Here is a 22,900-nt window from a genome sequence, read left to right on the forward strand (position 1 = left end):
TCAATCTGCAGGCACCGCCGTCAACACCCCACGCCCGGCAAAATGTGCCAGCAAATTATCAATCACCAACTGCAATGTCGCTGCCACAGCCTCCGGGGAGCGCCCGGCGATATGTGGCGTGAGAATCACGTTGCTGAGCGCTGCGAGGTCGGTCGGCACATTGGGTTCGCCATCGAGCACGTCCAAGGCAGCGCCAGCGATTCGTTGGTTCTGCAACACCTCGATCAACGCGGTGGTATCCACCACACTGCCTCGGGAAATATTGATCAGAAAACCATCCGTACCAAGCGCATCGAGGACCTCGGCGTCGACCAGCGATCGGCTCTCGGCGCCACCCGGTGTGGCAATCACCATGAAGTCTGCCCATTGCGCCAAAGCGGCTGGCGTCGGGCAATAGAGATAAGGCAAGTCGTCGCGCGGTCGGCGATTGTGATACCCGACCTGCATGCCGAACCCCAGAGCACCGCGTTGGGCGATCTGCTGGCCAATGTTGCCAAGCCCAAGAATGCCCAGCTTTTTGCCGGAAATCATCGGGCGTGGCGTACGAGATTTCGTCCACTCCCCCCGACGCACAGCAGCGTCGACTTGCGGGATGCCCCGCGCGATGGCCAGCAGTAAAGCCATCGCATGATCGGCAACCGAAGCGTCGTTGGTGCCAGGGCCATAGGTGACGACAATCCCCCGCGCCCGAGCAGCGGCAACATCCACCTTCTCATAGCCAGCGCCCTGGGCGCAGATGATTCCCAGCTTGGGCAGCGCGGCGATGTCATCGGCAGTAAAGCCAGTGGAACCGTTGGTCAGCACCGCGCGGATATCTGCGCCGACAGTTTCCATGACCTTTTTCTGTTCAGACGGCGTAAGGGCGATGTGCAGTTCGAAGCCCGCCGCTTCGATGCGAGCGAGGCTAGCAGGTGGATATTCGATCACGACCAGCAAGGGGATAGGCATAGTCAAGCTCCCATCAGGAGGGGATTCTGTAACGTTTTCCAACAAATATGACCCAGGCGTAACTGGAGTTCGATGCGCTTGACAGGCAGGATAGCCGACCACAAACTATACGCAGCTTACACACATATCATATGAAAGGCATATTCGTAGAGCTACCTGCTTTCGCGCGCAATCGAAGCGACTATCTCGACGATGAGGCATTCAAGGATTTTCAGCAGATGCTGCTGCAGACCCCTGATGCCGGCGATGTAATCAGGGATACAGGCGGATTGCGCAAAGTCCGATTTGGGGACGTAGCGCGAGGCAAAGGCAAGCGGGGAGGATTACGGGTTATTTACTACTGGTGGCTCGGTGGTGCCCAATTCTGGTTACTCACCCTTTATGACAAGGACGAATTGGATGACCTCAGCAATGATCAGCGTAAGACCCTGAAAAATCGCCTCGAAGAAGAACTTAAAGCGAGAGAGAAACCATGACCAAGAAACGCGATATTTTTGCAGAACTGATCGAAGGTTTCGACGCACTGGCAGACGAGCGCCAAGGAAAAGTCACCCTGCGCTCGCACCAGGTGGACATCAAACCACTTGAGCCAGCCACAGCAGAGGAAGTCGTTGCCGTTCGTAAGAAATTAAACATGTCTCAGCCAGTTTTCGCCAAGCACTTACACGCGACACCGGCCACTATCAAGAACTGGGAACAAAACCGCGCCAAACCCAATCCTCAAGCGACTGTATTGATACGGCTGTTGAGTGCGTTTCCTGAGACGGCAAAGCAGCTCGCGCAGATTGCATGACGCATGCGGAGAAACACTGACTCAGGTGGTTGGGTCAGTGTAGGGCCTCCAGAATTTTCCACTCCCCCATCGGGAACTGAACCCAATCCCCTATAATCCAAACCACAGCCCTTATGAATCAGGGCCTTCATCTGTCTCGGCATTGAATAAATCCAATAGGCGCCGAGTCAAATACTCTCAAGGAGTCACCCGTTGAATCACGCCGTCCGTATTGGCTTGCTCCTGACCGCCGCCCTGTTAGCCTCCCCGGCCTTCGCTAACAACGAAGACAACTTGTGCCAGATGAACCTGCAGAAAATCAGAGACGCCCAAGCGACTAACCCCAACATGACCGCGCAGGTGAAGAGCGAACTCGATTCCTTCATCAACAGGGCCCAGGCAGCCCTTGAACGGCATAGTGATGACGGCGCACGTGAGTGCATCTCGTTGACCAATCAGGCGCTACAGAAAGCGCAAAGTAACTGATGCCGGGTGCGCTCAATCGAATCGCCCATTGAGCGCACACCCGCCGACTACCCACGCAACCCCAGCAGGCGCGCCAGCTTGATCCGCCAGACTTCGGCAGCGGATGCCGGAGTGACTTGCAGGCGTTCGTTGGGGCACTCCGGGCACTGGCTGAACCCTTCAGTGGGGCTTGATGCAGCGCTCGACGGCACAACTGTCTTCTTCCAGCCACACGCCGGGCAGTTGAAATTGGAAGCACGAGGTGGCAAGGGCATGGGCGATTTCCCTTACACGTCGGTGCGCATTGACCGCCTGCGCTCCACTCCATGTCTGATCTCCTGTGTCTTACACCCCATCATTGCTCTCATGGCTGTTTCCTTTGTATTCATATGCCCAGCACCTCAGGCGTCTGACTGGGATTGTCCGCAAGGGCGCGACATCTTGCGTCGCACTGCCGCCAAACGATGCGTCTCGCGACGCGCATAAAAAGATTTGTAAAAAGAAATTTCAGCCACCGACCGATGTCATTACTTCATCCATTCAAATAAGAAGGACGTCGGCCATGAAATTTTCAAAATTCTCTCACGCGCTGTCCAAGTGGGCAGGTAGCGCCAAGACGTTCTTTATCGCCTTGCTACTGATCCTGGTTTGGGCTTGCACAGGGCCGTTCTTTCACTACAACGACACGTGGCAGCTGATCATCAACACCTCGACCACCATCATTACCTTCCTCATGGTGTTCGTGATTCAAAATACGCAGAACCGTGATAACGATGTGCTGCACATCAAGATCGACGAGCTGCTGAGGGCCACCAAGGATGCCCGCAATGCCATGCTGAGCCTGGACAAAATGGACCAGAAAGAGCTCAAGGCCTTACGCAAGGAATACGAGGCACTCGGCGATTGCGAGACGCTAACGCTCAACGAGCCGGTGCCGAAAGAACCGTCCGCATAAAACAACCGGGCGCTCATTGAGCGCCCGGCTCCCCTTTCGTCAAGCCGCTTTATTCTCAGACGTCAGCGATTTTTTCATCTGCGCTTTTAAGGCTTCCATCTGCTTGCCCAACTCATCGAGTTTTTCCTTGCCCAGCAGTTTTTTGCACTGTGGAAACATCTCGGTTTCTTCTTCCTCGATGTGGTGCTCAAGCAGCTCCTTGACGACCTTCACCCGCCCGGCAAATTCAGGAGTGCCCGGATCGGTGACCTTCAAATCCGGCAACACCAACGAGTCCACCGTGCGGTGCTCTTCCTTGGCTTCGAAATACATAATGTCCTGCTCTTTGCTGCCCGCTTCCTTGAAGGCCGGATAGAGAATTTCCTCTTCAAGCCGGGTATGGATGACCAATTCCATTTCCAGCTTCGACACTAACTCAACGCGTTTTTTCAACGCCCGCTCCGTAGAGTCACTGAGTTGGGACAGTATGTCTTTTACGCGTACATGGTCTTGTTCAAGCATATCGATTGCATTCATCACGGTTCTCCACAAGATCTGGTCACCAGGGTCGTTGCCTTGGCTGGATTGAGTGAACTGCAAGGCATACGAAGCCTTCGAATGGGACTCAGCATCTTCCATGCCTAAACCAATAACAAATAAAATTCGTTTAAAAACAAAGATATAAAAATATTTACTCAATAGATTGCCGTGCAAAGTGCATGAATTCTCCCGAGCTGCCCTGCATATTAAGAAGCCGTTAGCTAACTAAGGGTATTAACTGAAACCATTCATCTGATGCCGATGAACTCTTCGATATCGTCCTTCTCTTACTGAGACGTCTAGATGAATAAGCGAGTGCCGGGCACCGCAAATGCCGGCTTGAAAACGACTAATGTTCATGACAGGACGCGTGCCGATGAGCAGTGCGCAAACGAGTATCCAAAAGGCCCAAGTCGTTCTTCTGGCGACCCACAAAAAACTCGCCGTTCATGAAGTCGCGGTGCATCAGGCGCTGGCAAAGAACATTGCCGATCTGCTGGGCGCACAGTTTGCCGGGCTGTATGACCCTGCGCTGCATCACGGTCCGGGCCTGTATTTCATCCCCTCGGACACGCTGTTCCGTCAGGCGCAAAACGACGCCTTGGGCATTCAGTCAATCAACGACTTTTTCGGTGGGATGATCGACCAGCCGTTCATGGCCACCAAGGCTATTTCCCACCCGTTGCTCAAGCACGCCACGGCCCGGCCCGAGACCTGGTGTGTGGCGTTTAGCCAACAGGCTGGCGATGCGGTGCTGGAAGGCTTTACCGTCTTCAATCAGGTCGATGCCCTGCGCGCGGGCTGCCTGTTGTTGGAACAGGGGCCGGTGCGGATCAAACCGGTGTTGGCCACCGCTGGACGCGGGCAGATTGTGGTCAACACCGAGGTGCAACTGAACGAGGCGATTTCCGGGCAAGACCTCGGAGAAATCGCCACCTGGGGTCTGGTGCTGGAGGAAGACCTGCAGGATGTCGTGACTTACAGTGTCGGACAGGTGCAGCTCGCCGGAATCACCGCCAGCTATTACGGCACTCAACGCCTGACGCTGGATAATCACGATGAAACGGTCTACGCCGGGTCAGCGTTATGGATGGTACGTGGTGGCTACGCCGAGTTGCTCAAGCTTGAAATCGAAGCCCCCATCCGACGCGCGATTGATCAAGCCATCACCTACGAAAAGGCCACCGTCGCCTGCTTCCCCGGTTTTCTTGCCTCGCGGCGCAACTACGACATCGCCCAAGGCAAAAACGCCGGGGGCCAGACGTGCTCCGGCGTGCTGGAACAATCCTGGCGGATTGGTGGCGCCAGTGCAGCAGAGATCGAGGCGCTGATGGCCTTCGCCGCCGATCCCGCGCTACAGCGCATCCGCTGCTCCACTCACGAAGTCTATGGCGAAACCAGCGTTCCGGCCGATGCCCGCGTGTTGTATTCGGGTAACGACCCCGAGGTCGGTTTCATTACCAAATACACCAGAGTCCAGCCCTATGAGCATCAGCAGTGACGACATCGAAATCCCCGTTGATGGCCAATTTATTTCCGGCACGTTGCTGACACCCAGCGCCAAAATGCCGGGGATTTTATTTGTGCACGGTTGGGGCGGCAGCCAGCAGCGAGACTTGGCGCGCGCGAAGAACATTACCGGTCTGGGCTGCGTGTGTCTGACCTTCGACCTGCGCGGGCACGAGCGCACCCATGAATTACGTGCCGTGACCTCCCGCGAAGATAACCTCGAAGACTTACTCGCCGCCTACGATCAACTGGTCACCCACCCGGCCGTCGACCCCGCCGCGATTGCAGTGATCGGCAGCAGCTATGGCGGTTACCTGGCAACCATCTTGAGCGGTATGCGTCCAGTGAAGTGGCTGGCGTTACGCGTCCCGGCGTTGTACTGGGATGCGGACTGGACCATGCCGAAACAGGAACTCGATCGCGACAAACTTGCGCACTATCGCCGCTCGGCGGTAACCGCCGCGGATAACCGTGCGCTGGCGGCCTGCAAGGAGTTTATGGGGGATGTGTTGCTGATCGAATCCGAGCAGGACGACTACGTGCCCCACGCGACATTGATGAGTTACCGCGCTGCGTTCTATGCCGCACATTCACTGACCTACCGCATCGTCGACGGGGCCGACCATGCGCTAACCCAGGACGCCAGTCAGCATGCCTACAGCACGATGCTGAGCAACTGGATCAGCGAGATGGTGATCGGCGCACGGCTTGAGGATTATCCGCATCACTCGTCCACGTATTCCTGACGACTGCATCAAGCAATTCGCCAACAAGTTGGCTCACATTAGAGATATGCGCAGATTAAAAATCTGCGGCTGGCCCCGATTCTGTAGGCGCTGCCGAAGGCTGCGATAAGGACCGAAGGACCTTCAGCCATTCTAAAAACACGACTGCTGCGCAGTCGATCGCAGCCTGCGGCAGCTCCTACAGGGATGCGTGTACCATCAATCTTCTAACGCCCGCACCCGTTCCATACGGCTTTGCTCTGCAGCCTGCGCAGTCGACTGGACGGCGAAATCAAAGTCGATCTCAGCGAAACGCCCTTCCACGCCGTAAGAACGAGCCACCACTTGGTCTTCACTGAAGCGAATTTCAGCGACCAACTCATCACGGGTGGCGTAGGCAAAATCGTCGTACAGGTACTGCTCGCCGGACAGGTTGATCTGGGTCGTCAGGTGACGATGGCCAGGCGCCGAGATAAAGAAGTGGATGTGCGCCGGACGCTGGCCGTGGCGACCCAGTTGGTCGAGCAGCTTCTGGGTTGGACCATCCGGTGGGCAGCCGTAGCCCGACGGCACGATGCTGCGGAAACGGTAGTTGCCTTCTGCGTCGGTTTCGATACGACGACGCAGGTTGAATTCGGATTGCGCCGGGTCGAAGTACGAATAGGTACCGCCGGTGTTGGCATGCCACACATCGACAATCGCATTGGCCACGGGCTTGCCGTCGAGGTCCTTGACCTGCCCCTTCATGAACAACACGGTGCCAGCATCGGCGCCGTCATCCAGGCGTGCTTCGTTTTTGCTCAGCGGAGCGCCGGCCACGTACAGTGGGCCTTCGATGGTGCGCGGGGTGCCACCGGTCTTGCCGGCTTCTTCGTCTTCCGCGTCCATCACCAGGTCGAGGTAATGTTCCAGGCCCACACCGGCGACCAGCAAGCCCGCTTCTTGGCGCGCGCCCAGTTCGTTGAAGTAGTTGACCGCTTTCCAGAACTCTTCCGGCGTCACGTTCAGGTCGTCGATGATTTTGACGGTGTCTTTCAGAATGCGATGTATCAGGGTTTTAACCCGTGGGCTGCCGGCGTCGTTCAGTTGGCCGCTGGCTTCCTTGAGAAACTGTTGAACACTTTCAGTCTGGGAGATTTTGACAGTCATGATTAATTCCTCATCTTTTGTAGTTATTAGTGGGCACAGGGTGCCAAATTAGCGGTCGTTATCACGGATCGATGACGGGTGACGGCACATCGGAGCTATTTCGAGGGACAGGTACGGATACAACGGCAGCTGCATAAGCAGGTCGTGTAATTCCTCAACACTGTCGACATCGAACACGCTGTAGTTGGCGTACAACCCGGCGATGCGCCACAGGTGCCGCCACTTGCCGGAGTCCTGCAAGCTCTGCGAAAAGGCTTTTTCTTCGGCCTTGAGGCGCGCGACCTTTTCCGGGTCTTCGCCATGCGGAATATTCACGGTCATTTTTACGTGGAACAACATACGGATGGCCTCCTCAGGCAAAACTGACGGCAGTGGACGTTTTGTCGCGGCGGAAGAACGCCAGGCGTTCTTCGTCCAGGCTCAAACCCAGGCCCGGGGTGCGCGGTATGTGCAACTGGAAATCGCGGTAGACCAACGGCACGCTGATCACATCTTCGGTCAGGAGTAGCGGGCCGAACAGTTCGGTGTCCCAGGTCAGTTTGGCCAGGGTCAGGAACGCATGGGCCGAGGCCAGCGTACCGATGCTGCCTTCGAGCATAGTGCCGCCGTACAGGCCAATGCCTGCTGCTTCGGCGATGGCGGCAGTGCGCAACACAGCACGGGGGCCGCCGTTCTTGGCGATCTTCAGGGCGAATACCGACGCCGCGCCCTCGCGGGCCAGGTTGAACGCATCTTCAACGCACTCGATGGACTCGTCGGCCATGATCGGCGCCGGGCTGCGCGCATTCAGACGCGCCATTCCGGAACGGTTGTTGCGGGAAATCGGTTGTTCGATCAGGTCGATGCCGTTATCACCCAACACCTGGCAGGCACGAATCGCCACCGCTTCGTCCCACGCCTGATTAACGTCGACCCGCACACTGGCGCGATCGCCCAAGGCGCGTTTGATCGCGATCACGTGGGCTAGATCCGAGTTCACTTCACCGGCACCGATCTTCAATTTGAAGATGCGATGGCGGCGGATATCGAGCATTTTTTCTGCCTCGGCGATGTCCCGAGCGGTATCACCACTGGCCAGGGTCCAGGCCACCGGCAGCGCATCACGAACTCGACCGCCCAATAGCTCACTGACCGGCAAGCCCAGGCGTTTGCCCTGGGCATCGAGCAACGCGCTTTCGATCCCGGACTTGGCGAAGGTGTTGCCCTTGGCGATTCGGTCCAGACTTAACATTGCGGCATTGATGTTGGTTGCGTCCTGACCGATCAGCAGCGGCGCCAAATGTGCGTCGATATTGGTCTTGATGCTGTCAGGGCTTTCGTAGCCGTAGCTCAGACCGCCGATGGTGGTCGATTCGCCGATACCTTCAATGCCGTCGGAACAGCGGATGCGGATCACCACCAGCGTCTGATTCTGCATGGTATGCATCGCCAGCTTGTGCGGGCGGATGGTCGGCAAGTCGACGATGATCGTCTGCAGCGACTCAATCACGGTGGAAGTCATTTCAATACCCATCAGGTTCTTTTGTTTTCAGGACTCGATAGTGAACCCAGCATTTCGCGCTTTCCAATATTGAATGGGTCTGGTTTGATACTCAAAAGGTATGCAACTCCGATTTCGCGGGGTTGCCGAGGGAGACATCATGGAGCTTCGTCATCTGCGCTACTTCCAGGTGCTCGCCGAGACCCTGAACTTCACCCGCGCCGCTGAACGCCTGCACATCGCCCAGCCGCCATTGAGCCGACAGATCCAGCAGTTGGAAGACGAGCTTGGAGTGGTGTTGCTTGAGCGCGGACGGCCGCTGCGCCTGACCGAAGCCGGGCGATATTTCTACGAGCACTCCCATACCCTGCTTGATCAGTTGGGCACCCTTTGCGACAACACCCGTCGCATCGGAGCCGGGGAAAAAACCTGGATGGGCATCGGCTTTGCGCCATCGACCTTGTACGGCGTATTACCGGAGTTAATCCGCCGCCTGCGCAGCGACGACTACCTGGAACTTGAGTTAGGCCTGTCAGAGATGACCACCCTGCAACAGGTTCAGGCGCTGAAAGCCGGACGCATCGACATCGGCTTCGGCCGGATTCACATCGACGATCCAGCGATACACCAACGCGTTCTGATCGAAGACCGCCTGGTAGCCGCCCTCCCCGCCGGCCACCCACTGCTCGCCGGCCCCGCCAGCCTCGCGCAACTGGCTCGCGAGCCTTTTGTGTTGTACCCCGGTAATCCACGCCCCAGCTACGCCGACCACATCCTCGCCCTGTTCGACGCCCACGGCCTGAGCATCAAAGTCGCGCAATGGACCAACGAAATGCAGACCGCGATAGGTTTGGTGGGGGCGGGAATTGGCGTAACGCTGGTGCCAGCCTCGGTGCAGTTGCTGCATCGAGTGGATATTGGCTACACGACTTTGCTGGAAGCGAATGCGACGTCGCCGATTATTTTGAGCCGCAGGATTGGTGATGTGACGCCGGGGGTGACGCAGTGTTTGAGTTTGATTGAGGAGTTGTTGGGGAGATAGACATCGTGACTCGTATGAAAACTCCTACGAATATGTAGGGATTTCCTATTTACTATGTAGGACGCTCATTTCCGTATCCCGCTTCATTATATTGCGCTGACTCAAGGACCAGCCTACATGATGGAGCAATCAAATGTCATATCCCGCGTACATGACCATTAAAGGTACTCGCCAAGATTTGATCACTGCCGGTGCATCTTCCAAGGCATCGGTGGGCAATGCCTATCAGGAAGACCACCAGGATAAAATTCTGGTGCAAGCCATCAACCACAGCATTTTTGTCCAAGGCCGCGGTGAATACGCCGCTCGCCGGCATGAGCCGCTGATCATTACCAAAGTCATCGACAAATCCACGCCTCTGCTCAATATCGCCATGTGTAACAGCGAAGCACTCATTCAATGCCGACTCGAGTGGTACCGCACTGTGGGCGAAGGGGGAATGGAGCACTACTTCACCACCGAACTGGAGGGTGCGGTGATCGTCGGCATCGAGGTGCTGATGCCTCACTCTCAAGATGCGGCCAGTGCCCAGCTGACTCACCTGGAACGCATCCATATCGCTTATCGAAAAATCAGTTGGGCCCATGAAACTGCCCGGACGCTGGGCATGGAAGAGTGGAACCAGGGCTGACTGGGAGATCGATATGTTGTTACTCAGTCACCGCTACCTGACCGACCATCAACGCGCGTTCGCCTACCCACCCGAAGAAGCCGTGGTGCTGGTCGGGCGAGCCATTGCCACCGGCCAGGACATCAATGGCCTGAAAGACCTGCGCCAGTGGTTGCCCCTAAACCGGGACAGCGAAGTGCTGGAACAGATCAGACAGGGTAAATGGGTGCTGCTCAAACGTGGATCCCGAGCGTTCAACTGGGACGATTTCGCCAGGTTGGTGCAAAAGCAACGGGCCAATTATGACTACACCAACGCTGCCGCCAACGCTGTCGGGACCAGGAAGCCATCAGCGCCAGAAAGGTCCACGTCGCCTGTCGTGGCGAGCCAAACGCCGTTCACCGCCGAGCTGATTGCGGTCGCGGGTAGCCAGCATGACAACGGCTCAGGCAACAAGATGATGTTCGTAGGGCAGGCGGTGTTTGAGTTGGCGATGTTCAAGCGCTACCGCCCGGACCGGATGCGTACGCTGGTGATATTTACGCCCGCCTATACCCCTCTGATGCTTGAAAAAGCCCTTAAATCCGCCGAAGGCTACGGCGCGGCGTTTGTCACCGTGGCAAATTTTCAGGAGTTGATTGCTTACCTGAACACAGGACACGACCGACGACAGTTACCGATTGAACACCTGTCGTTATACAGCCATGGCGTACCGCACCGTGTGGCCTTCGGCTACGAGTTGCCCGCAGATGAGGCGATGTCCCTCAATGTGCTCAATCACACCCAGCTATCGCCTTCGGCATTCCTCGCCACGGCACAGCTTGACAGCTACGCCTGCCGAACCGGCATGGGCAACCGCCCGGATTGGCCTGTCGAAGAAGGCGTTCAGTTCTATCCGCAGACCAATGAAAGCCTCGCACAATTGCTGGCCAATCATTTGCGGATCACGGTGCGTGCTTATATCCGGCGCTCGGATTACAAAAATACTTGGGGTTCGTTTGAACAACGCAAATTAGCGATTGTTTGTGGGGACAGTGATGACACCGCACACGGAGATGGATGGTGCAAGAGGTGGGTAAAGCTGGCAAAAGAGCGAAGGGAAACCGACAGGGCTTTCGATTTCACGTACCAGGTAATGGGCGCCATGAATCCGGTGGTTTCCGGAAATTCTCCACGCGTTGTGCCTGAAGGTCATCATGAGTTTCTACCGAAGTAAAGAATTCTGGATTGCTAGTGTAATTTTTGCCCCGTTACTGCTGCTCGGGGTCAACTATGGAGTTAAAGTGATGACCAGTGTATTCAAAAAAGATTTGGGGAACGGCGTAGTCATCTATGCGGATGATTATGTAAAAAGCGGGCTATGGGTGTTTGACTGCAAGTATCGCCGCTTGATCAGCCGTAAGCCGCTGCCCGTGCCAATAGCGGAGCTGGTAAATTCCGAAAAGCTACCCGTGCAAAGTATCTATATTCTAGATAAACGTGATGAGGTGTTAGCCAAGGAAGTCGTTCGGAAAGTGACGGAAGTGTCCAACTGGTATCAGGAATTAAGCTATCTTTATTCGGTTTTGGGCGAGAACAGTGAATTGAGTTCGCATACTTTCTACTTGATTACCCGCCATGAGGGCCGGTTATGGGCTGTTGAGATTGATCAAGAAATCCGCTATGGCAGATCCCACTTCAGTGCAAGTGCTAGACCCTATGACCCCTACACCTACGTGGACTACCCCAAAGCTCTAATGAGCGCCCTCACCACTTGCCCTGTTTTACAACACGCGCAACTGCCCTTAATCGGTGGGATAGCCTGGTTAGCGCGTTGATCTTCACCGTTCAATGCCCTGGGCCGGTGGCTGCGCAGGGCATTGTGAGCGCACAGGTTGTCGCGATGTTAACTATCTAATCATGGGGAGTAACCAGTCCGGTTATTTGAGGTGGTTCGTCAATGGGGATACCTGAAGGTCATCATGAGTTTCTACCGAAGTAAAGGATTCTGGATTGCTAGTGTAATTTTTGCCCCGTTGCTGCTGGCTGGGGTCAACTATGGAGTCAAAGTAATGACCAGTGTATACAAAACAGATTTTGGTAACGGCTTAGTGATCTATGCGGATGACTATGTAAAAACCGGGCTATGGGTGTTTGACTGTGAGTATTCTCGATTGATCAGCCGTAAGCCGCTGCCCGTGCCGATAGCGGAGCTGGCAAATTCCGAAAAGCTACCCGTGCACAATATCTATGTTCTAGATGAACGTGATGAGGTGTTAGCCAAGGAAGTCGTTCGGAAAGTGACGGAAGTGTCAAACTGGTATCAGGAATTAAGCTATCTTTATTCGGCTTTGGGTGAAAACAGCGAATTGAGTGTGCATACTTTTTACTTGATTACTCGTCATAATGGTCGAATGTGGGCTGTGGAAATTGATCAATCAATTCACTATGACGGGTCCCACTTCAAAGCAAGAGCTATACCCTATGATCGCGAAACCTATGTGGATTACCCCAAAGCTCTAATGAGCGCCCTCACCACTTGCCCGGTTTTACAACACGCGCAACTGCCCTTAATCGGTGGGATAGCCTGGTTAGCGCGTTGATCTTCACCGTTCAATGCCCTGGGCCGGTGGCTGCGCAGGGCATTTGCAAATACTTTCCTCGTTGTGGTTTTAACTGTTTAATCATTGGATCGATCAGTTTTTTTCATATCGGATAAATGCCAGTGGGGTTTGGAGGTTTTGTTGAATTTTTATCTAAGTAAACGGCTGATGAAACCAATTTCAATTATTGCCTCGCTGTTTCTGTTGGCCAACTGTTATGGCTTTGGGGACACCTCAAGTGCATTCAAAATGGATATTGGTAATGGCGTTACTATTGATGCAGATCACTATGTACAGACCGGAAAATGGGTCTTCGACTGCAGCTCTTCATTATTGATCAGTCGCGAGCCGATTCCAGTTCCAATCAATGCCCTGACGAGTTCGGAGAAACTGGCCATTATCAATCCATTATTGGATGAGGACGATGTGTTACCCGCCGCCAAAGCTTTGGAGACTACTACTGGTGTTTCTGATTGGTACAAAAATCTAAAGTATCGGGTCTCAGCCCTTGGCGAAGACAGCAAATTGATGGCCCACATCTTCGAAATGATTTCCACGCATGAGCAACGCCAATGGATAATAATTGTCACGCAGTTTTTTGAGAGAGGCACCTCTAGTTTAAGTCTCCTCATCCAACCCTATAATCCTGTTACCCATGTCAACCACAACAAAGCCTTGAATGCAGCGATCAAAAGTTGTCCGGTTCCACAGTAAAGCAACCAGTGGGAGCTCTGGAGCATAGGATATTCAGAATCGCATGATTCCAGCGCTCTTTGCCCAATGAAGTTCGTGCCTATGCAAATGTGTAGGCACGGCCCATACCTATGCTCCCGCTACGCTCCTATCCCGGCGAACCTATCATTGTCGGAACACTATTAAGTCCTCAGCCAATTCCCCCGCCAAACCCTCCCCCACCACCCACTAGCACGTGCCATGTCCCGCCCCGGCAACAAACTCGGCATATCCCGTAACCGAATCCATGGCTCATTCTGCCAATGCAGCACGCTCATCTCTGCCCCTTGCCATTCCAGCAAACCTGCCGTGGGTGCGTTGTTGCGTTCAGGCGTTCAGGCGTTCAGGCGTGCGGGCGTCGTGTAGCAGTGGCAGGACGTGATAGGTCAGCCATTGCCCCAGTGGCTGGTTTTCCGGGTGGTGGTGGTAGATCAGCATCGCGTAGACGCCAGATTCGCTGATCACCTGCACTTCCTTGTACTCGTCGTAGTAACGCAACATCACGCTGCGGCGTTGGTCGGGGGCGAGTTTTAGGGTGATGCGGTCGTGGAAGAACATCCCCATCAATCGCCCGATGTCGCGAGCGCAGAACCAGGCTTGGCGTTCGATGATCAGGGCGTGGAGTTTGAGTGTGTGGCGGGTGAAGACGTGGGGTTCGAAGCGCTGTTCCATGCGGTCTGTCCTTGTTGGCCCTTTTACCGATAAGCGAGCTTAGGGTGGGCGCAAAAAAACCGCTGTCTGTCGTGGCGGGAGAACGGGGTTTAATGAGTTCTTAGGCTCGGGCGGCACTATCGGGCAGGCGGGGAAATGAGTCAATCCGACAGATGTCGGGGAGGTGTGTCGGGATGTGAACGTGAATCGCTGGAGGATTCTGGATTGGGTAGAGAATCTTCAGTGCCTGGCAGGCCGCTATCGCGGGCAAGCCCGACTCCTACAGTGCTGGCGCCTGACACAGGGGTGTCAGGCGCCACAGGACTATCAGGTAATCGGCGCCGGGTTGAACAGGGTGATGTCGTTGTGCAGGCGGTAGTGTTCGGTCCAGGTTTTTTTCTTGCCGCTGGCGACGTCCAAGTAGAAGTGGAACAACTCCCAACCCAGGTCTTCAATGCTGGCACGCCCTGTCGCGATGCGGCCGGCGTCGATGTCGATCAGGTCTGGCCAGCGTTGCGCCAGTTCTGTACGGGTCGAGACTTTGACCACAGGTGCCATGGCCAAGCCGTACGGTGTGCCGCGACCGGTGGTGAACACGTGCAGGTTCATGCCCGCCGCCAACTGCAAGGTGCCGCAGACGAAGTCGCTGGCTGGCGTGGCGCAGAAGATCAGGCCTTTGCGCGTCACGCGTTCGCCAGGGCCAAGCACGCCGTTGATCGCGCTGCGGCCGGATTTGACGATAGAGCCCAGGGACTTCTCGACGATGTTCGACAACCCGCCTTTCTTGTTGCCCGGCGTGGTGTTGGCGCTGCGGTCGGCTTCGCCCTTGGCCAGGTAGCGGTCGTACCAGTCCATTTCGCGGACCAGTTCTTGCGCGACTTCCTTGGTTTCCGCACGTGAGGTCAGCAGATAGATCGCGTCGCGCACTTCGGTCACTTCGGAGAACATCACCGTCGCGCCAGCGCGCAATAGCAGGTCCGAGGCGAAGCCCAATGCCGGGTTGGCGGTGATGCCAGAGAAGGCGTCGCTGCCGCCGCATTGCATGCCGAGAATCAGCTCGGACGCCGGCACCGTTTCGCGACGGCGCTGATCGAGTTTTTTCAGGCGGGTTTCGGCCAATTCCATGATCTGTTCGATCATTTCGTTGAAGCCGTGGCTCGAATCCTGAAGGCGATACAACCACGGCTCGCTGAGGTCCACCGAGGCATCGTCTTCGTGCATGACTTGCCCGGCCTGCAATTTCTCGCAGCCCAGGCTGATCACCAACGCTTCGCCACCCAGGTTCGGGTTGCGCGCCAGGTTGCGCACGGTGCGGATCGGGATGTACGCGTCGGTGGCGGTGATGGCCACGCCGCAGCCGTAGCTGTGCGTGAGGGCGACCACGTCATCGACGTTCGGGTAGTTGGGCAGCAGTTCATCGCGGATGCGCTTGACCGCATGGTCGAGCACGCCGGTCACACACTGCACGGTGGTGGTGATGCCGAGGATGTTGCGCGTGCCGACGGTGCCGTCAGCGTTGCGATAGCCCTCGAAGGTGAAGCCTTCCAGCGGCGCGCCGCGCTCCGGCACGTCGGTGGACAGCGGCAGGCTGTCCAGCGGCGGCGCGGTCGGCATGCGCAATTGATCTTCCCTGACCCAACTGCCGGCCGGGATGGCCTGCAAGGCGTAACCAATGGTTTGCCCGTAACGAATGATTGGCGCGCCTTCAGCGATGTCCACCAGGCTGACCTTGTGGCTTTGCGGCACGTTATCGCGGGTGACCAGGCCGTTGTCGAACCGGGTGCCGGCAGGCACGCCCTGGTCGTTGACCACGACGACCACGTTATCCAGTTCATTGAGCTGGATGTAACGCGGCGAATCGGCATGTTGAATCAGGTTCATCACGGTTTCCTCAGGATTTTGCTTGAGAAAGCTTGTCGGCATTGCCGCCGAGCGCTGGCCCCTTCATTGGAGGCTCTTTCAATTCCACACGTTTGATCTCGCCCACGATGAACACATAGCTGATCACCGCCACCAGCGCGTTGGCGCCGACGAACACCAGGGCCCATTTGAACGAGCCGGTGGAGCTGATGATGTAGCCAATCACGATCGGAGTGGTGATCGACGCGATGTTGCCGAACATGTTGAACAGGCCACCGCTCAAACCGGCGATCTGCTTTGGCGAGGTGTCGGAGACCACGGCCCAACCCAGCGCGCCCACGCCTTTACCGAAGAATGCGAGGGCCATTACGCCGACAACTATCCATTCGATGTCCACGTAGTTACAGGCCACGATAGTCGTAGAGAGCAGTAAACCGCCGATGATCGGCAGCTTGCGTGCGAACGTCAGCGAGTGGCCTTTGCGCAGCAGGTAGTCGGATATGATCCCACCCAGCACACCACCGATGAAACCGCAGATCGCCGGCAACGAAGCAATGAAACCAGCCTTGAGGATGGTCATGCCACGTTCTTGCACCAGGTACACCGGGAACCAGGTGAGGAAGAAGTAGGTGATGCCGTTGATGCAATATTGGCCCAGGTACACGCCGAGCATCATGCGATTGGTCAGCAACTGACGCACGTAGTCCCATTTCGGACCGCCGCTGGCGCCTTTGCCTTTGTCCTGATCCATGTCGACCATGCCGCCGTTGCTGGCGATGTGCTGGAACTCGGCATCGTTGATCATGGGGTGATTGCGCGGGCTGTGGATAACTTTCAGCCAGATCGCCGAGAACACCAGGCCGACACCGCCCATGACCACGAACACGTGCTGCCAGCCGAAGCTAAACACGATCCAGCCCATCAGCGGTGCGAACAGCACGGTGGCGAAATATTGCGCAGAGTTGAAAATTGCCGAGGCGGTGCCGCGTTCTGCGGTGGGGAACCAGGCGGCGACGATGCGCGCGTTGCCCGGGAAGGACGGCGCTTCGGCCAGGCCCACCAGGAAGCGCAACATGAACAGCGCGACGATAGCGGTCGAGACGCCAAACTCACCGACATAGCCTTGCAGCACGGTGAACAGCGACCAGGTGAAAATGCTCAGGGCGTAGACTTTCTTCGAACCGAAACGGTCGAGCAGCCAGCCGCCGGGAATCTGACCGGCCACATAGGCCCAGCCAAAAGCGGAGAAGATAAAACCGAGGGTGACGGCGTCAATGCCAAGACTTTTTTGCAGGCTGGAGCCCGCGATAGCGATGGTGGCACGGTCGGCATAGTTGATCGTGGTCACCAGGAAAAGCATGAGCAATATCAAATAGCGGACGTGGGTCGGCTTGGTTTGTTGCATGTAGATGTACTCCCACTATTTATTTTTTTACGCGGGTAAGCATTTTTACGTGTAGCCAAGTAGGAGCTGCCGAAGGCTGCGATCGACCGCGAAGCGGTCGCTGAAATGGCAATTTCTGAAGGTCGTTCCGACCTTATCGCAGCCTGCGGCAGCTCCTACATAGAGCCCGGCTTTGGCTGTTACGAACCGATGTAGCTGGTTTTCACTACGGTGTAGAACTCTTGCGCATAGCGACCCTGCTCGCGCGAACCGTAGGACGAACCTTTACGACCACCAAACGGCACGTGGTAATCGACACCTGCGGTTGGCAGGTTGACCATCACCATCCCGGCCTGGGAGTGACGCTTGAAATGGTTGGCATACTTCAACGAGGTGGTAGCGATACCGGCCGACAGACCGAATTCGGTGTCGTTGGCCATGGCCAGCGCAGCTTCGTAATCAGCAACGCGGACGATGTTCGCCACCGGGCCGAAGACTTCTTCTTTGCTGATGCGCATCTCGGCGGTGCTGTCCGAGAACAGGGTCGGCGCCAGGAAGTAACCTTCAGTGTCGCACGTAACCAAGTCACCGCCAGTCACCAGGCGTGCGCCTTCGTTCTGTGCGATCGCAACGTAGTCCAGATCCTGCTGCAACTGAGCCTTGGACACTACTGGACCAATGTCGATACCCGACTGCAGGGCGTGACCGACCTTGATCGAACGCATGCGCTCGGCCATGGCTTCAACGAACTTGTCGTGGATACCGGCAGTAACGATGAAGCGGCTGGAAGCCGTGCAACGCTGACCCGTGGAGTAGAACGCGCTCTGTACCGACAGCTCGACCGCTTGCTTGAGATCAGCGTCGTCGAGGATGACCTGTGGGTTTTTGCCGCCCATTTCCAGCTGCACTTTGGCTTGACGCGCGATGCAATCGGAAGCGATCTGACGACCGACACCGACCGAACCGGTGAAGCTGATGCCATCGACCTTACGGCTCTTGACGATCACGTCGCCAACCACACGGCCGCTGCCCATCACCAGGTTGAACACGCCAGCCGGGAAGCCCGCGCGGGAGATGATTTCGGCGATGGCCCAGGCGCAACCCGGAACCAGGTCAGCCGGCTTGATCACGACGCAGTTGCCGTAAGCCAGCGCTGGCGCGATTTTCCACGCCGGAATGGCAATCGGGAAGTTCCATGGAGTGATCAGACCGACCACGCCCAGCGCTTCGCGAGTCACTTCAACGTTGACACCCGGACGTACCGACGGGATGTATTCGCCCGCCAGACGCAGGCATTCGCCAGCGAAGAATTTGAAGATGTTACCGGCGCGGGTCACTTCGCCAATCGCTTCCGGCAAGGTTTTGCCTTCTTCACGAGCCAGCAAGGTGCCGAGTTCTTCGCGACGCGCGAGGATTTCGCTGCCGACTTTGTCCAGCGAGTCGCTGCGCGACTGAATGCCGGAGGTCGACCAGGCCGGGAATGCAGCACGGGCAGCGTCGATGGCAGCGTTGACTTGCGCCACGTCAGCTTGAGCGTACTGACCGATAACGTCAGACAGATCAGACGGGTTGATGTTGTCGGAATAGGTCGCACCGGCAACCCACTCGCCACCGATGTAGTTATCAAAACGCTTTGAATCAGACACGAATACGCTCCTGAAGGCAGGGAATCTAAAGGCAAAAAACCGCTGATTGCTCAGCGGTCTTGAATTGCTTGATCTGTTATTGCGCGCCCTGCTTGTCCATCAGCGCTGCGAGCATTTCAATCTCTTCTGGCGTCAGGTCGGTCAGCGGGGTACGTACTGGACCGGCGTCGTAACCAGCGATTTTCGCGCCGGCTTTAACGATGCTCACCGCGTAGCCCGATTTACGGTTACGGATGTCCAGGTACGGCAGGAAGAAATCGTCGATCAGCTTGCCAACGGTAGCGTGATCGTCACGCGCGATGGCGTGGTAGAAGTCCATGGCCATTTTCGGCAGGAAGTTGAACACCGCCGAGGAGTAGACCGGAACGCCCAACGCCTTATAGGCCGCGGCGTAGACTTCAGCGGTCGGCAAACCACCCAGGTAGCTGAAACGGTCGCCCAGACGGCGGCGGATCGAAACCATCAATTCGATATCGCCCAGGCCGTCTTTGTAACCGATCAGGTTCGGGCAGCGATCAGCCAGTTTTTCCAGCAGCGGAGCAGTCAGGCGGCTCACGTTACGGTTGTAGACGATCACGCCGATTTTGACCGATTTGCAGACTGCTTCTACGTGAGCGGCAACACCGTCCTGGCTCGCTTCAGTCAGGTAGTGCGGCAGCAACAGCAGGCCTTTGGCGCCCAGACGCTCGGCTTCTTGAGCGTATTCGATCGCCTGGCGGGTCGAACCACCGACACCGGCGAGGATTGGCACGCTAGTGGCGCAGGTGTCGACGGCAGTCTTGATGACTTCGGAATATTCGCTGGCTGCCAGGGAGAAGAACTCACCGGTGCCGCCTGCGGCAAACAGAGCGCTGGCGCCGTACGGGGCCAACCACTCGAGACGCTTGATGTAACCAGCGCGATGGAAGTCGCCCTGGGCATTGAAGTCGGTGACAGGGAAAGACAGCAGACCTTCAGAGAGGATGGACTTCAGTTCTTGTGGATTCATTATTCGAACACCCTGGATAGCCAAATGTGGAGGAAGCACACCAGTGCTGAACTGATGTTGTATGTCATCGTACAACTGAAAATAAGATGACTCAATAGGTACGAGCAGGAAATTTTATCGGTGGGGGGTGAACGGCGATCAGCGGTCATAAAATGTAGGAGTGGGCTTGTCGGATCGCCGCACCGCCGCGATGGCGGCGTGCCTGACACGCCGCGTCAAGCTGATCGCGGGCAAGCCCGCTCCTACAGAAGATAGGTTTGGGCAGGAACTCAGGCTTGCTGCTGCTCCGCCTCTTCATGCGCATGGCGCAACCGTTCGCGGCTGTTGGTCAGGTGAAGGCGCATGGCCGCCCGGGCGGCGTCGGAGTCCTGGCGAGCGATGGCGTCGAAAATTTCTTCGTGCTCGCGGCTCAGGCGATTCATATAGTGCTGCTGGTCATCATGGGCCAGACGCGCCGAGTTCAGCCGGGTACGCGGAATGATGCTGGTGCCCAGGTGGGTCATGATGTCGACGAAGTAGCGGTTGCCGGTGGACAGGGCAATCTGCAAGTGGAACTGGAAGTCCGACGCCACGGCATCGCCCGAGCGGGACGCGCTTTCAACCAACGCATCCAGTGCCGAGCGCATCGCCGCCAGTTGTTCCGGCGTACGACGTTGCGCCGCCAGTCCTGCGGACTCCACTTCCAGGCTGATGCGCAATTCGAGAATTGCCAGTACGTCACGCAACGTGACGATGGTCGCCGGATCGATACGGAAACCACTCGGGCTCGGCGTATCCAGCACGAAAGTACCTATGCCATGGCGGGTTTCCACCAGGCCGGAAGCTTGCAGGCGCGAGATCGCTTCACGCACCACAGTACGGCTGACGCCCTGCTCTTGCATGATCGCCGACTCGGTTGGCAGCTTGTCTCCGCGTTTCAATTGCCCGTCGCGAATCCGCTCGGAAAGTTCGGTGACCAACTCCTGGGCGAGGCTGCGGTGCTTTCTGCGAACACGGGGCGCAGGGCTCTGGTTATCCATATCGAACATCTATCTCAAGGCGGTAATAAGCACACATCATAGCGCAACCGGGTTGTACGATAACATTCGTAAAAACCCGGTCGTTTTCAGGCCGTCACTTTACACCACAGGCTCGGGGTGCGGTTGCTCACGCAAATGCCCACCGTCGATGCGCAAATGCCGGCGATGGAAGCGTTTGAGGCTGCTGCGATGGCCGACGCTGATCAGGGTTACGTCCGGCAATTCGTCGATCAGCGCCTGATAAAGCACCGCTTCGTCTTCTTCGTCCATGGCCGAAGTCGCTTCGTCCATGTACAGCCAGCTTGGCGCATAGAGCAAGGCACGGGCGAAAGCGACGCGTTGCTGCTCACCCGGCGACAACATGCGTTGCCAGTGATTGCTTTCATCCAGGCGTGGAACCAGGTGACCCAAACGGCAGATTTCCAGCACTTGAGCGAAGCGCTCGGCAGGATAAGCGTCCGGCGCCTGTGGATAACTTAACGCTTCGCGCAGCGTGCCGATGGGCAAATACGGCCGTTGCGGCAGGAACAAATAGCGCTCGGAAGGCAACCTTACGCGACCATCGCCGTTCTGCCACAAGCCACCCAATGCGCGCAGCAAGGTGCTTTTACCGCTGCCAGACCGACCACTGAGCATGATTCGGTCACCTTGGTCGATGTCCAGATTGGCATTGACCAACAGGTCGCGGCCATCTGCCAGCTTCAGCGCGAGATTTTCAAAGCTGAGGCCCTTGCCTTCGCGACTTACATTAATGGTCGAGGTATGGGTTTCGTTTTCGGTCATGCCTTGACGGAAGCTCAGCAGACGATCACTGGTAGCACGCCATGAGGCTAACGAGGTATAGGCATCGATGAACCAGCTGAAGTTCTCCTGCACGCTGCCGAATGCCGAGTTGATTTGCATCAGCCCGCCCAATTCAATGGCACCGGAGAAGTAGCGCGGTGCAGCAACCACGATGCCGAAAATGGAAGCGATCTGGGAATAGCCACTGGTGAAGAAGGTCAGGCGTTTCGAGACCTTCATGATGTTCCAGTAGTTGCTCCAGATCATCCCGAAGCGGCTGCTTAGACGCTGTTTCTCGTTGGTCTCACCGTTAGAGAACGCGATGCTTTCAGCGTTTTCACGCACCCGAATCAGCGCGAAACGCAGGTCGGCTTCGTAACGTTGCTGTTGGTTGTTCAAGCCGATCAGGCGTTGCCCGACCTTGTGCGTCAACCAGCTGCCAACTGCCGCGTAGATTAAAGCTGCCCAGAACATATAGCCGGGAATGGTGATTCCCATGACCTCGATACTGCCCGATACGCCCCACAGAATGATCGAGAACGACACCATGCTGACCACGGTGCGCAACAACCCCAGCGACAGGCCCAAGGTGTTGGAGGTGAAATTATCGAGGTCTTCGGTCAGCCGTTGGTCGGGGTTATCGGTGTAACCCTGTTGTTCGAGCTGATAGTAATTCTTGTGCGCGAGCCATTTGGCAAAGTGCTGCTCGGTCAACCAACGACGCCAGCGAATGGTCAGCATCTGCGTCAGGTACAGTCGGTAAACCCCGGCAAGGATCGCGATCACGGCAATCCCGCAGAAATACATAATCTGCTGGGTAAACGCTGCCAGGTCTTTCTCCTGCAACGCGTTGTAGAAATATTTGTACCAGGTGTTCATCACCACCGAGACACCGACGCTAAACAGCGTCAATGCGACCACGGCCAGCAGTAACCCCCACGCCATGCGTTTTTCTTCACTGCGCCAGTACGGCGTGACCAGTTTCCAGACCCGGCGGAAGAACTCTCCACGAACGGCGTCGTTGACCGCGGAATACTCGGCGTTGCGATTCATTGTTCAGACTCGTTTGGGATAGAGAACA

At 56.6% G+C, this 22,900-nt stretch carries 25 protein-coding genes; 12 read left to right on the forward strand and 13 right to left on the reverse strand.

The features are described from left to right. A complete protein-coding gene (locus ACF0H7_RS27560; RefSeq protein ID WP_397449971.1) occupies window positions 1-948 on the reverse strand; it encodes a 2-hydroxyacid dehydrogenase in 948 nt (315 codons plus the stop codon). A gap of 218 nt (window positions 949-1,166) precedes the next feature. Between ACF0H7_RS27560 and ACF0H7_RS27565 the strand changes: the two genes are divergently transcribed. From ACF0H7_RS27565 to ACF0H7_RS27575, 3 genes are all read left to right on the forward strand, one after another. Further along, window positions 1,167-1,424, forward strand: a complete 258-nt coding sequence (locus ACF0H7_RS27565) for a toxin (protein WP_397449972.1) — start codon at window positions 1,167-1,169, stop codon at window positions 1,422-1,424. Beyond that, on the forward strand, window positions 1,421-1,741 hold the full coding sequence (locus tag ACF0H7_RS27570; protein ID WP_397449973.1) for a helix-turn-helix domain-containing protein: 321 nt from the start codon (window positions 1,421-1,423) through the stop codon (window positions 1,739-1,741). The genes ACF0H7_RS27565 and ACF0H7_RS27570 overlap by 4 nt, the downstream gene beginning before the upstream one ends. 192 nt (window positions 1,742-1,933) lie before the next feature. Beyond that, window positions 1,934-2,206 carry a hypothetical protein gene (locus ACF0H7_RS27575; RefSeq protein WP_397449974.1) on the forward strand — a complete coding sequence of 91 codons (273 nt, stop codon included), beginning with the start codon at window positions 1,934-1,936 and terminating at the stop codon, window positions 2,204-2,206. Between the two features lie 47 nt (window positions 2,207-2,253). Here the strand turns inward: ACF0H7_RS27575 and ACF0H7_RS27580 are convergent, their stop codons facing one another. After that, the gene (locus tag ACF0H7_RS27580) at window positions 2,254-2,460 is read right to left on the reverse strand and encodes a hypothetical protein (protein ID WP_397449975.1); all 207 of its coding nucleotides are present in this window, start codon (window positions 2,458-2,460) and stop codon (window positions 2,254-2,256) included. A gap of 287 nt (window positions 2,461-2,747) precedes the next feature. Here ACF0H7_RS27580 and ACF0H7_RS27585 point away from each other — a divergent pair, with 287 nt between their 5' ends. Then, on the forward strand, window positions 2,748-3,140 hold the full coding sequence (locus ACF0H7_RS27585) for a low affinity iron permease family protein (RefSeq protein WP_397449976.1): 393 nt from the start codon (window positions 2,748-2,750) through the stop codon (window positions 3,138-3,140). A gap of 39 nt (window positions 3,141-3,179) precedes the next feature. Here ACF0H7_RS27585 and ACF0H7_RS27590 read toward each other — a convergent pair whose 3' ends face one another. After that, window positions 3,180-3,656, reverse strand: a complete 477-nt coding sequence (locus ACF0H7_RS27590; RefSeq protein ID WP_397454038.1) for a hemerythrin domain-containing protein — start codon at window positions 3,654-3,656, stop codon at window positions 3,180-3,182. Between the two features lie 379 nt (window positions 3,657-4,035). Here ACF0H7_RS27590 and ACF0H7_RS27595 point away from each other — a divergent pair, with 379 nt between their 5' ends. Continuing rightward, entirely contained in the window at window positions 4,036-5,160 is a 1,125-nt protein-coding gene (locus ACF0H7_RS27595; RefSeq protein ID WP_397449977.1) for a DUF3182 family protein, read from the forward strand. Continuing rightward, window positions 5,144-5,914 (forward strand): alpha/beta hydrolase family protein, encoded by a 771-nt coding sequence (locus ACF0H7_RS27600; RefSeq protein WP_397449978.1) that lies wholly within the window; start codon window positions 5,144-5,146, stop codon window positions 5,912-5,914. The genes ACF0H7_RS27595 and ACF0H7_RS27600 overlap by 17 nt, the downstream gene beginning before the upstream one ends. A gap of 198 nt (window positions 5,915-6,112) precedes the next feature. Here the strand turns inward: ACF0H7_RS27600 and catA are convergent, their stop codons facing one another. Genes catA through ACF0H7_RS27615 form a run of 3 tightly spaced genes read right to left on the reverse strand, consistent with a single transcriptional unit; the run spans window position 6,113 to window position 8,543 of the window. Further along, on the reverse strand, window positions 6,113-7,042 hold the full coding sequence (gene catA / locus ACF0H7_RS27605) for a catechol 1,2-dioxygenase (RefSeq protein ID WP_397449979.1): 930 nt from the start codon (window positions 7,040-7,042) through the stop codon (window positions 6,113-6,115). 48 nt (window positions 7,043-7,090) lie between these two features. Further along, a complete protein-coding gene (gene catC, locus ACF0H7_RS27610) occupies window positions 7,091-7,381 on the reverse strand; it encodes a muconolactone Delta-isomerase (protein ID WP_397449980.1) in 291 nt (96 codons plus the stop codon). 13 nt (window positions 7,382-7,394) lie between these two features. Further along, window positions 7,395-8,543 carry a muconate cycloisomerase family protein gene (locus ACF0H7_RS27615; RefSeq protein WP_397449981.1) on the reverse strand — a complete coding sequence of 383 codons (1,149 nt, stop codon included), beginning with the start codon at window positions 8,541-8,543 and terminating at the stop codon, window positions 7,395-7,397. Window positions 8,544-8,682: 139 nt separating this feature from the next. Between ACF0H7_RS27615 and ACF0H7_RS27620 the strand changes: the two genes are divergently transcribed. The 6 genes from ACF0H7_RS27620 (at window position 8,683) to ACF0H7_RS27645 (ending at window position 13,470) form a co-directional block, all read left to right on the forward strand. Then, window positions 8,683-9,564 (forward strand): LysR family transcriptional regulator, encoded by an 882-nt coding sequence (locus ACF0H7_RS27620; protein ID WP_397449982.1) that lies wholly within the window; start codon window positions 8,683-8,685, stop codon window positions 9,562-9,564. A gap of 133 nt (window positions 9,565-9,697) precedes the next feature. After that, window positions 9,698-10,195 (forward strand): Hcp family type VI secretion system effector, encoded by a 498-nt coding sequence (locus tag ACF0H7_RS27625; RefSeq protein ID WP_397449983.1) that lies wholly within the window; start codon window positions 9,698-9,700, stop codon window positions 10,193-10,195. Window positions 10,196-10,208: 13 nt separating this feature from the next. Then, on the forward strand, window positions 10,209-11,390 hold the full coding sequence (locus ACF0H7_RS27630) for a hypothetical protein (protein ID WP_397449984.1): 1,182 nt from the start codon (window positions 10,209-10,211) through the stop codon (window positions 11,388-11,390). Next, on the forward strand, window positions 11,371-11,991 hold the full coding sequence (locus ACF0H7_RS27635; protein WP_397449985.1) for a hypothetical protein: 621 nt from the start codon (window positions 11,371-11,373) through the stop codon (window positions 11,989-11,991). The genes ACF0H7_RS27630 and ACF0H7_RS27635 overlap by 20 nt, the downstream gene beginning before the upstream one ends. Before the next feature lie 144 nt (window positions 11,992-12,135). After that, window positions 12,136-12,756: a hypothetical protein gene (locus tag ACF0H7_RS27640; RefSeq protein WP_397449986.1), complete on the forward strand. Its 621-nt coding sequence runs from the start codon at window positions 12,136-12,138 to the stop codon at window positions 12,754-12,756. A 141-nt stretch (window positions 12,757-12,897) separates the two neighbouring features. Continuing rightward, window positions 12,898-13,470: a hypothetical protein gene (locus ACF0H7_RS27645; protein WP_397449987.1), complete on the forward strand. Its 573-nt coding sequence runs from the start codon at window positions 12,898-12,900 to the stop codon at window positions 13,468-13,470. Window positions 13,471-13,815: 345 nt separating this feature from the next. Here the strand turns inward: ACF0H7_RS27645 and ACF0H7_RS27650 are convergent, their stop codons facing one another. The 7 genes from ACF0H7_RS27650 to ACF0H7_RS27680 form a co-directional block, all read right to left on the reverse strand. Then, complete coding sequence (locus ACF0H7_RS27650) at window positions 13,816-14,160, reverse strand: Bro-N domain-containing protein (RefSeq protein ID WP_397449988.1); 345 nt, start codon at window positions 14,158-14,160, stop codon at window positions 13,816-13,818. Between the two features lie 306 nt (window positions 14,161-14,466). Continuing rightward, the gene (garD, locus tag ACF0H7_RS27655; protein ID WP_397449989.1) at window positions 14,467-16,020 is read right to left on the reverse strand and encodes a galactarate dehydratase; all 1,554 of its coding nucleotides are present in this window, start codon (window positions 16,018-16,020) and stop codon (window positions 14,467-14,469) included. Window positions 16,021-16,030: 10 nt separating this feature from the next. Next, a complete protein-coding gene (locus tag ACF0H7_RS27660; protein WP_397449990.1) occupies window positions 16,031-17,404 on the reverse strand; it encodes an MFS transporter in 1,374 nt (457 codons plus the stop codon). Between the two features lie 179 nt (window positions 17,405-17,583). After that, window positions 17,584-19,029, reverse strand: a complete 1,446-nt coding sequence (locus ACF0H7_RS27665; RefSeq protein ID WP_397449991.1) for an aldehyde dehydrogenase family protein — start codon at window positions 19,027-19,029, stop codon at window positions 17,584-17,586. Window positions 19,030-19,105: 76 nt separating this feature from the next. Continuing rightward, window positions 19,106-20,017 (reverse strand): 5-dehydro-4-deoxyglucarate dehydratase, encoded by a 912-nt coding sequence (kdgD, locus tag ACF0H7_RS27670; protein WP_397449992.1) that lies wholly within the window; start codon window positions 20,015-20,017, stop codon window positions 19,106-19,108. A 269-nt stretch (window positions 20,018-20,286) separates the two neighbouring features. After that, entirely contained in the window at window positions 20,287-21,036 is a 750-nt protein-coding gene (locus ACF0H7_RS27675) for a FadR/GntR family transcriptional regulator (RefSeq protein ID WP_397454039.1), read from the reverse strand. 99 nt (window positions 21,037-21,135) lie between these two features. Beyond that, window positions 21,136-22,872 (reverse strand): ABC transporter ATP-binding protein/permease, encoded by a 1,737-nt coding sequence (locus tag ACF0H7_RS27680; protein WP_397449993.1) that lies wholly within the window; start codon window positions 22,870-22,872, stop codon window positions 21,136-21,138. Window positions 22,873-22,900: the final 28 nt, after the last annotated feature.

Origin of the sequence: Pseudomonas sp. NA-150 (assembly GCF_044336365.1) — a bacterium.
In the GTDB taxonomy this organism is placed as follows: domain Bacteria; phylum Pseudomonadota; class Gammaproteobacteria; order Pseudomonadales; family Pseudomonadaceae; genus Aquipseudomonas.

Bases quoted from the DNA above. Each gene is read 5' to 3' on its own strand.
- ACF0H7_RS27650 (WP_397449988.1), bottom strand. From the start codon at position 14,160: ATGGAACAGCGCTTCGAACCCCACGTCTTCACCCGCCACACACTCAAA.
- ACF0H7_RS27590 (WP_397454038.1), bottom strand. From the start codon at position 3,656: ATGAATGCAATCGATATGCTTGAACAAGACCATGTACGCGTAAAAGAC.
- ACF0H7_RS27620 (WP_397449982.1), top strand. From the start codon at position 8,683: ATGGAGCTTCGTCATCTGCGCTACTTCCAGGTGCTCGCCGAGACCCTG.
- ACF0H7_RS27660 (WP_397449990.1), bottom strand. From the start codon at position 17,404: ATGCAACAAACCAAGCCGACCCACGTCCGCTATTTGATATTGCTCATG.
- ACF0H7_RS27595 (WP_397449977.1), top strand. From the start codon at position 4,036: ATGAGCAGTGCGCAAACGAGTATCCAAAAGGCCCAAGTCGTTCTTCTG.
- ACF0H7_RS27625 (WP_397449983.1), top strand. From the start codon at position 9,698: ATGTCATATCCCGCGTACATGACCATTAAAGGTACTCGCCAAGATTTG.
- ACF0H7_RS27635 (WP_397449985.1), top strand. From the start codon at position 11,371: ATGAGTTTCTACCGAAGTAAAGAATTCTGGATTGCTAGTGTAATTTTT.
- garD (WP_397449989.1), bottom strand. From the start codon at position 16,020: ATGAACCTGATTCAACATGCCGATTCGCCGCGTTACATCCAGCTCAAT.
- catC (WP_397449980.1), bottom strand. From the start codon at position 7,381: ATGTTGTTCCACGTAAAAATGACCGTGAATATTCCGCATGGCGAAGAC.
- ACF0H7_RS27570 (WP_397449973.1), top strand. From the start codon at position 1,421: ATGACCAAGAAACGCGATATTTTTGCAGAACTGATCGAAGGTTTCGAC.
- ACF0H7_RS27560 (WP_397449971.1), bottom strand. From the start codon at position 948: ATGCCTATCCCCTTGCTGGTCGTGATCGAATATCCACCTGCTAGCCTC.
- ACF0H7_RS27675 (WP_397454039.1), bottom strand. From the start codon at position 21,036: ATGGATAACCAGAGCCCTGCGCCCCGTGTTCGCAGAAAGCACCGCAGC.
- ACF0H7_RS27580 (WP_397449975.1), bottom strand. From the start codon at position 2,460: ATGCCCTTGCCACCTCGTGCTTCCAATTTCAACTGCCCGGCGTGTGGC.
- ACF0H7_RS27600 (WP_397449978.1), top strand. From the start codon at position 5,144: ATGAGCATCAGCAGTGACGACATCGAAATCCCCGTTGATGGCCAATTT.
- ACF0H7_RS27585 (WP_397449976.1), top strand. From the start codon at position 2,748: ATGAAATTTTCAAAATTCTCTCACGCGCTGTCCAAGTGGGCAGGTAGC.
- ACF0H7_RS27680 (WP_397449993.1), bottom strand. From the start codon at position 22,872: ATGAATCGCAACGCCGAGTATTCCGCGGTCAACGACGCCGTTCGTGGA.
- ACF0H7_RS27630 (WP_397449984.1), top strand. From the start codon at position 10,209: ATGTTGTTACTCAGTCACCGCTACCTGACCGACCATCAACGCGCGTTC.
- ACF0H7_RS27615 (WP_397449981.1), bottom strand. From the start codon at position 8,543: ATGACTTCCACCGTGATTGAGTCGCTGCAGACGATCATCGTCGACTTG.
- ACF0H7_RS27565 (WP_397449972.1), top strand. From the start codon at position 1,167: ATGCTGCTGCAGACCCCTGATGCCGGCGATGTAATCAGGGATACAGGC.
- kdgD (WP_397449992.1), bottom strand. From the start codon at position 20,017: ATGAATCCACAAGAACTGAAGTCCATCCTCTCTGAAGGTCTGCTGTCT.
- catA (WP_397449979.1), bottom strand. From the start codon at position 7,042: ATGACTGTCAAAATCTCCCAGACTGAAAGTGTTCAACAGTTTCTCAAG.
- ACF0H7_RS27640 (WP_397449986.1), top strand. From the start codon at position 12,136: ATGAGTTTCTACCGAAGTAAAGGATTCTGGATTGCTAGTGTAATTTTT.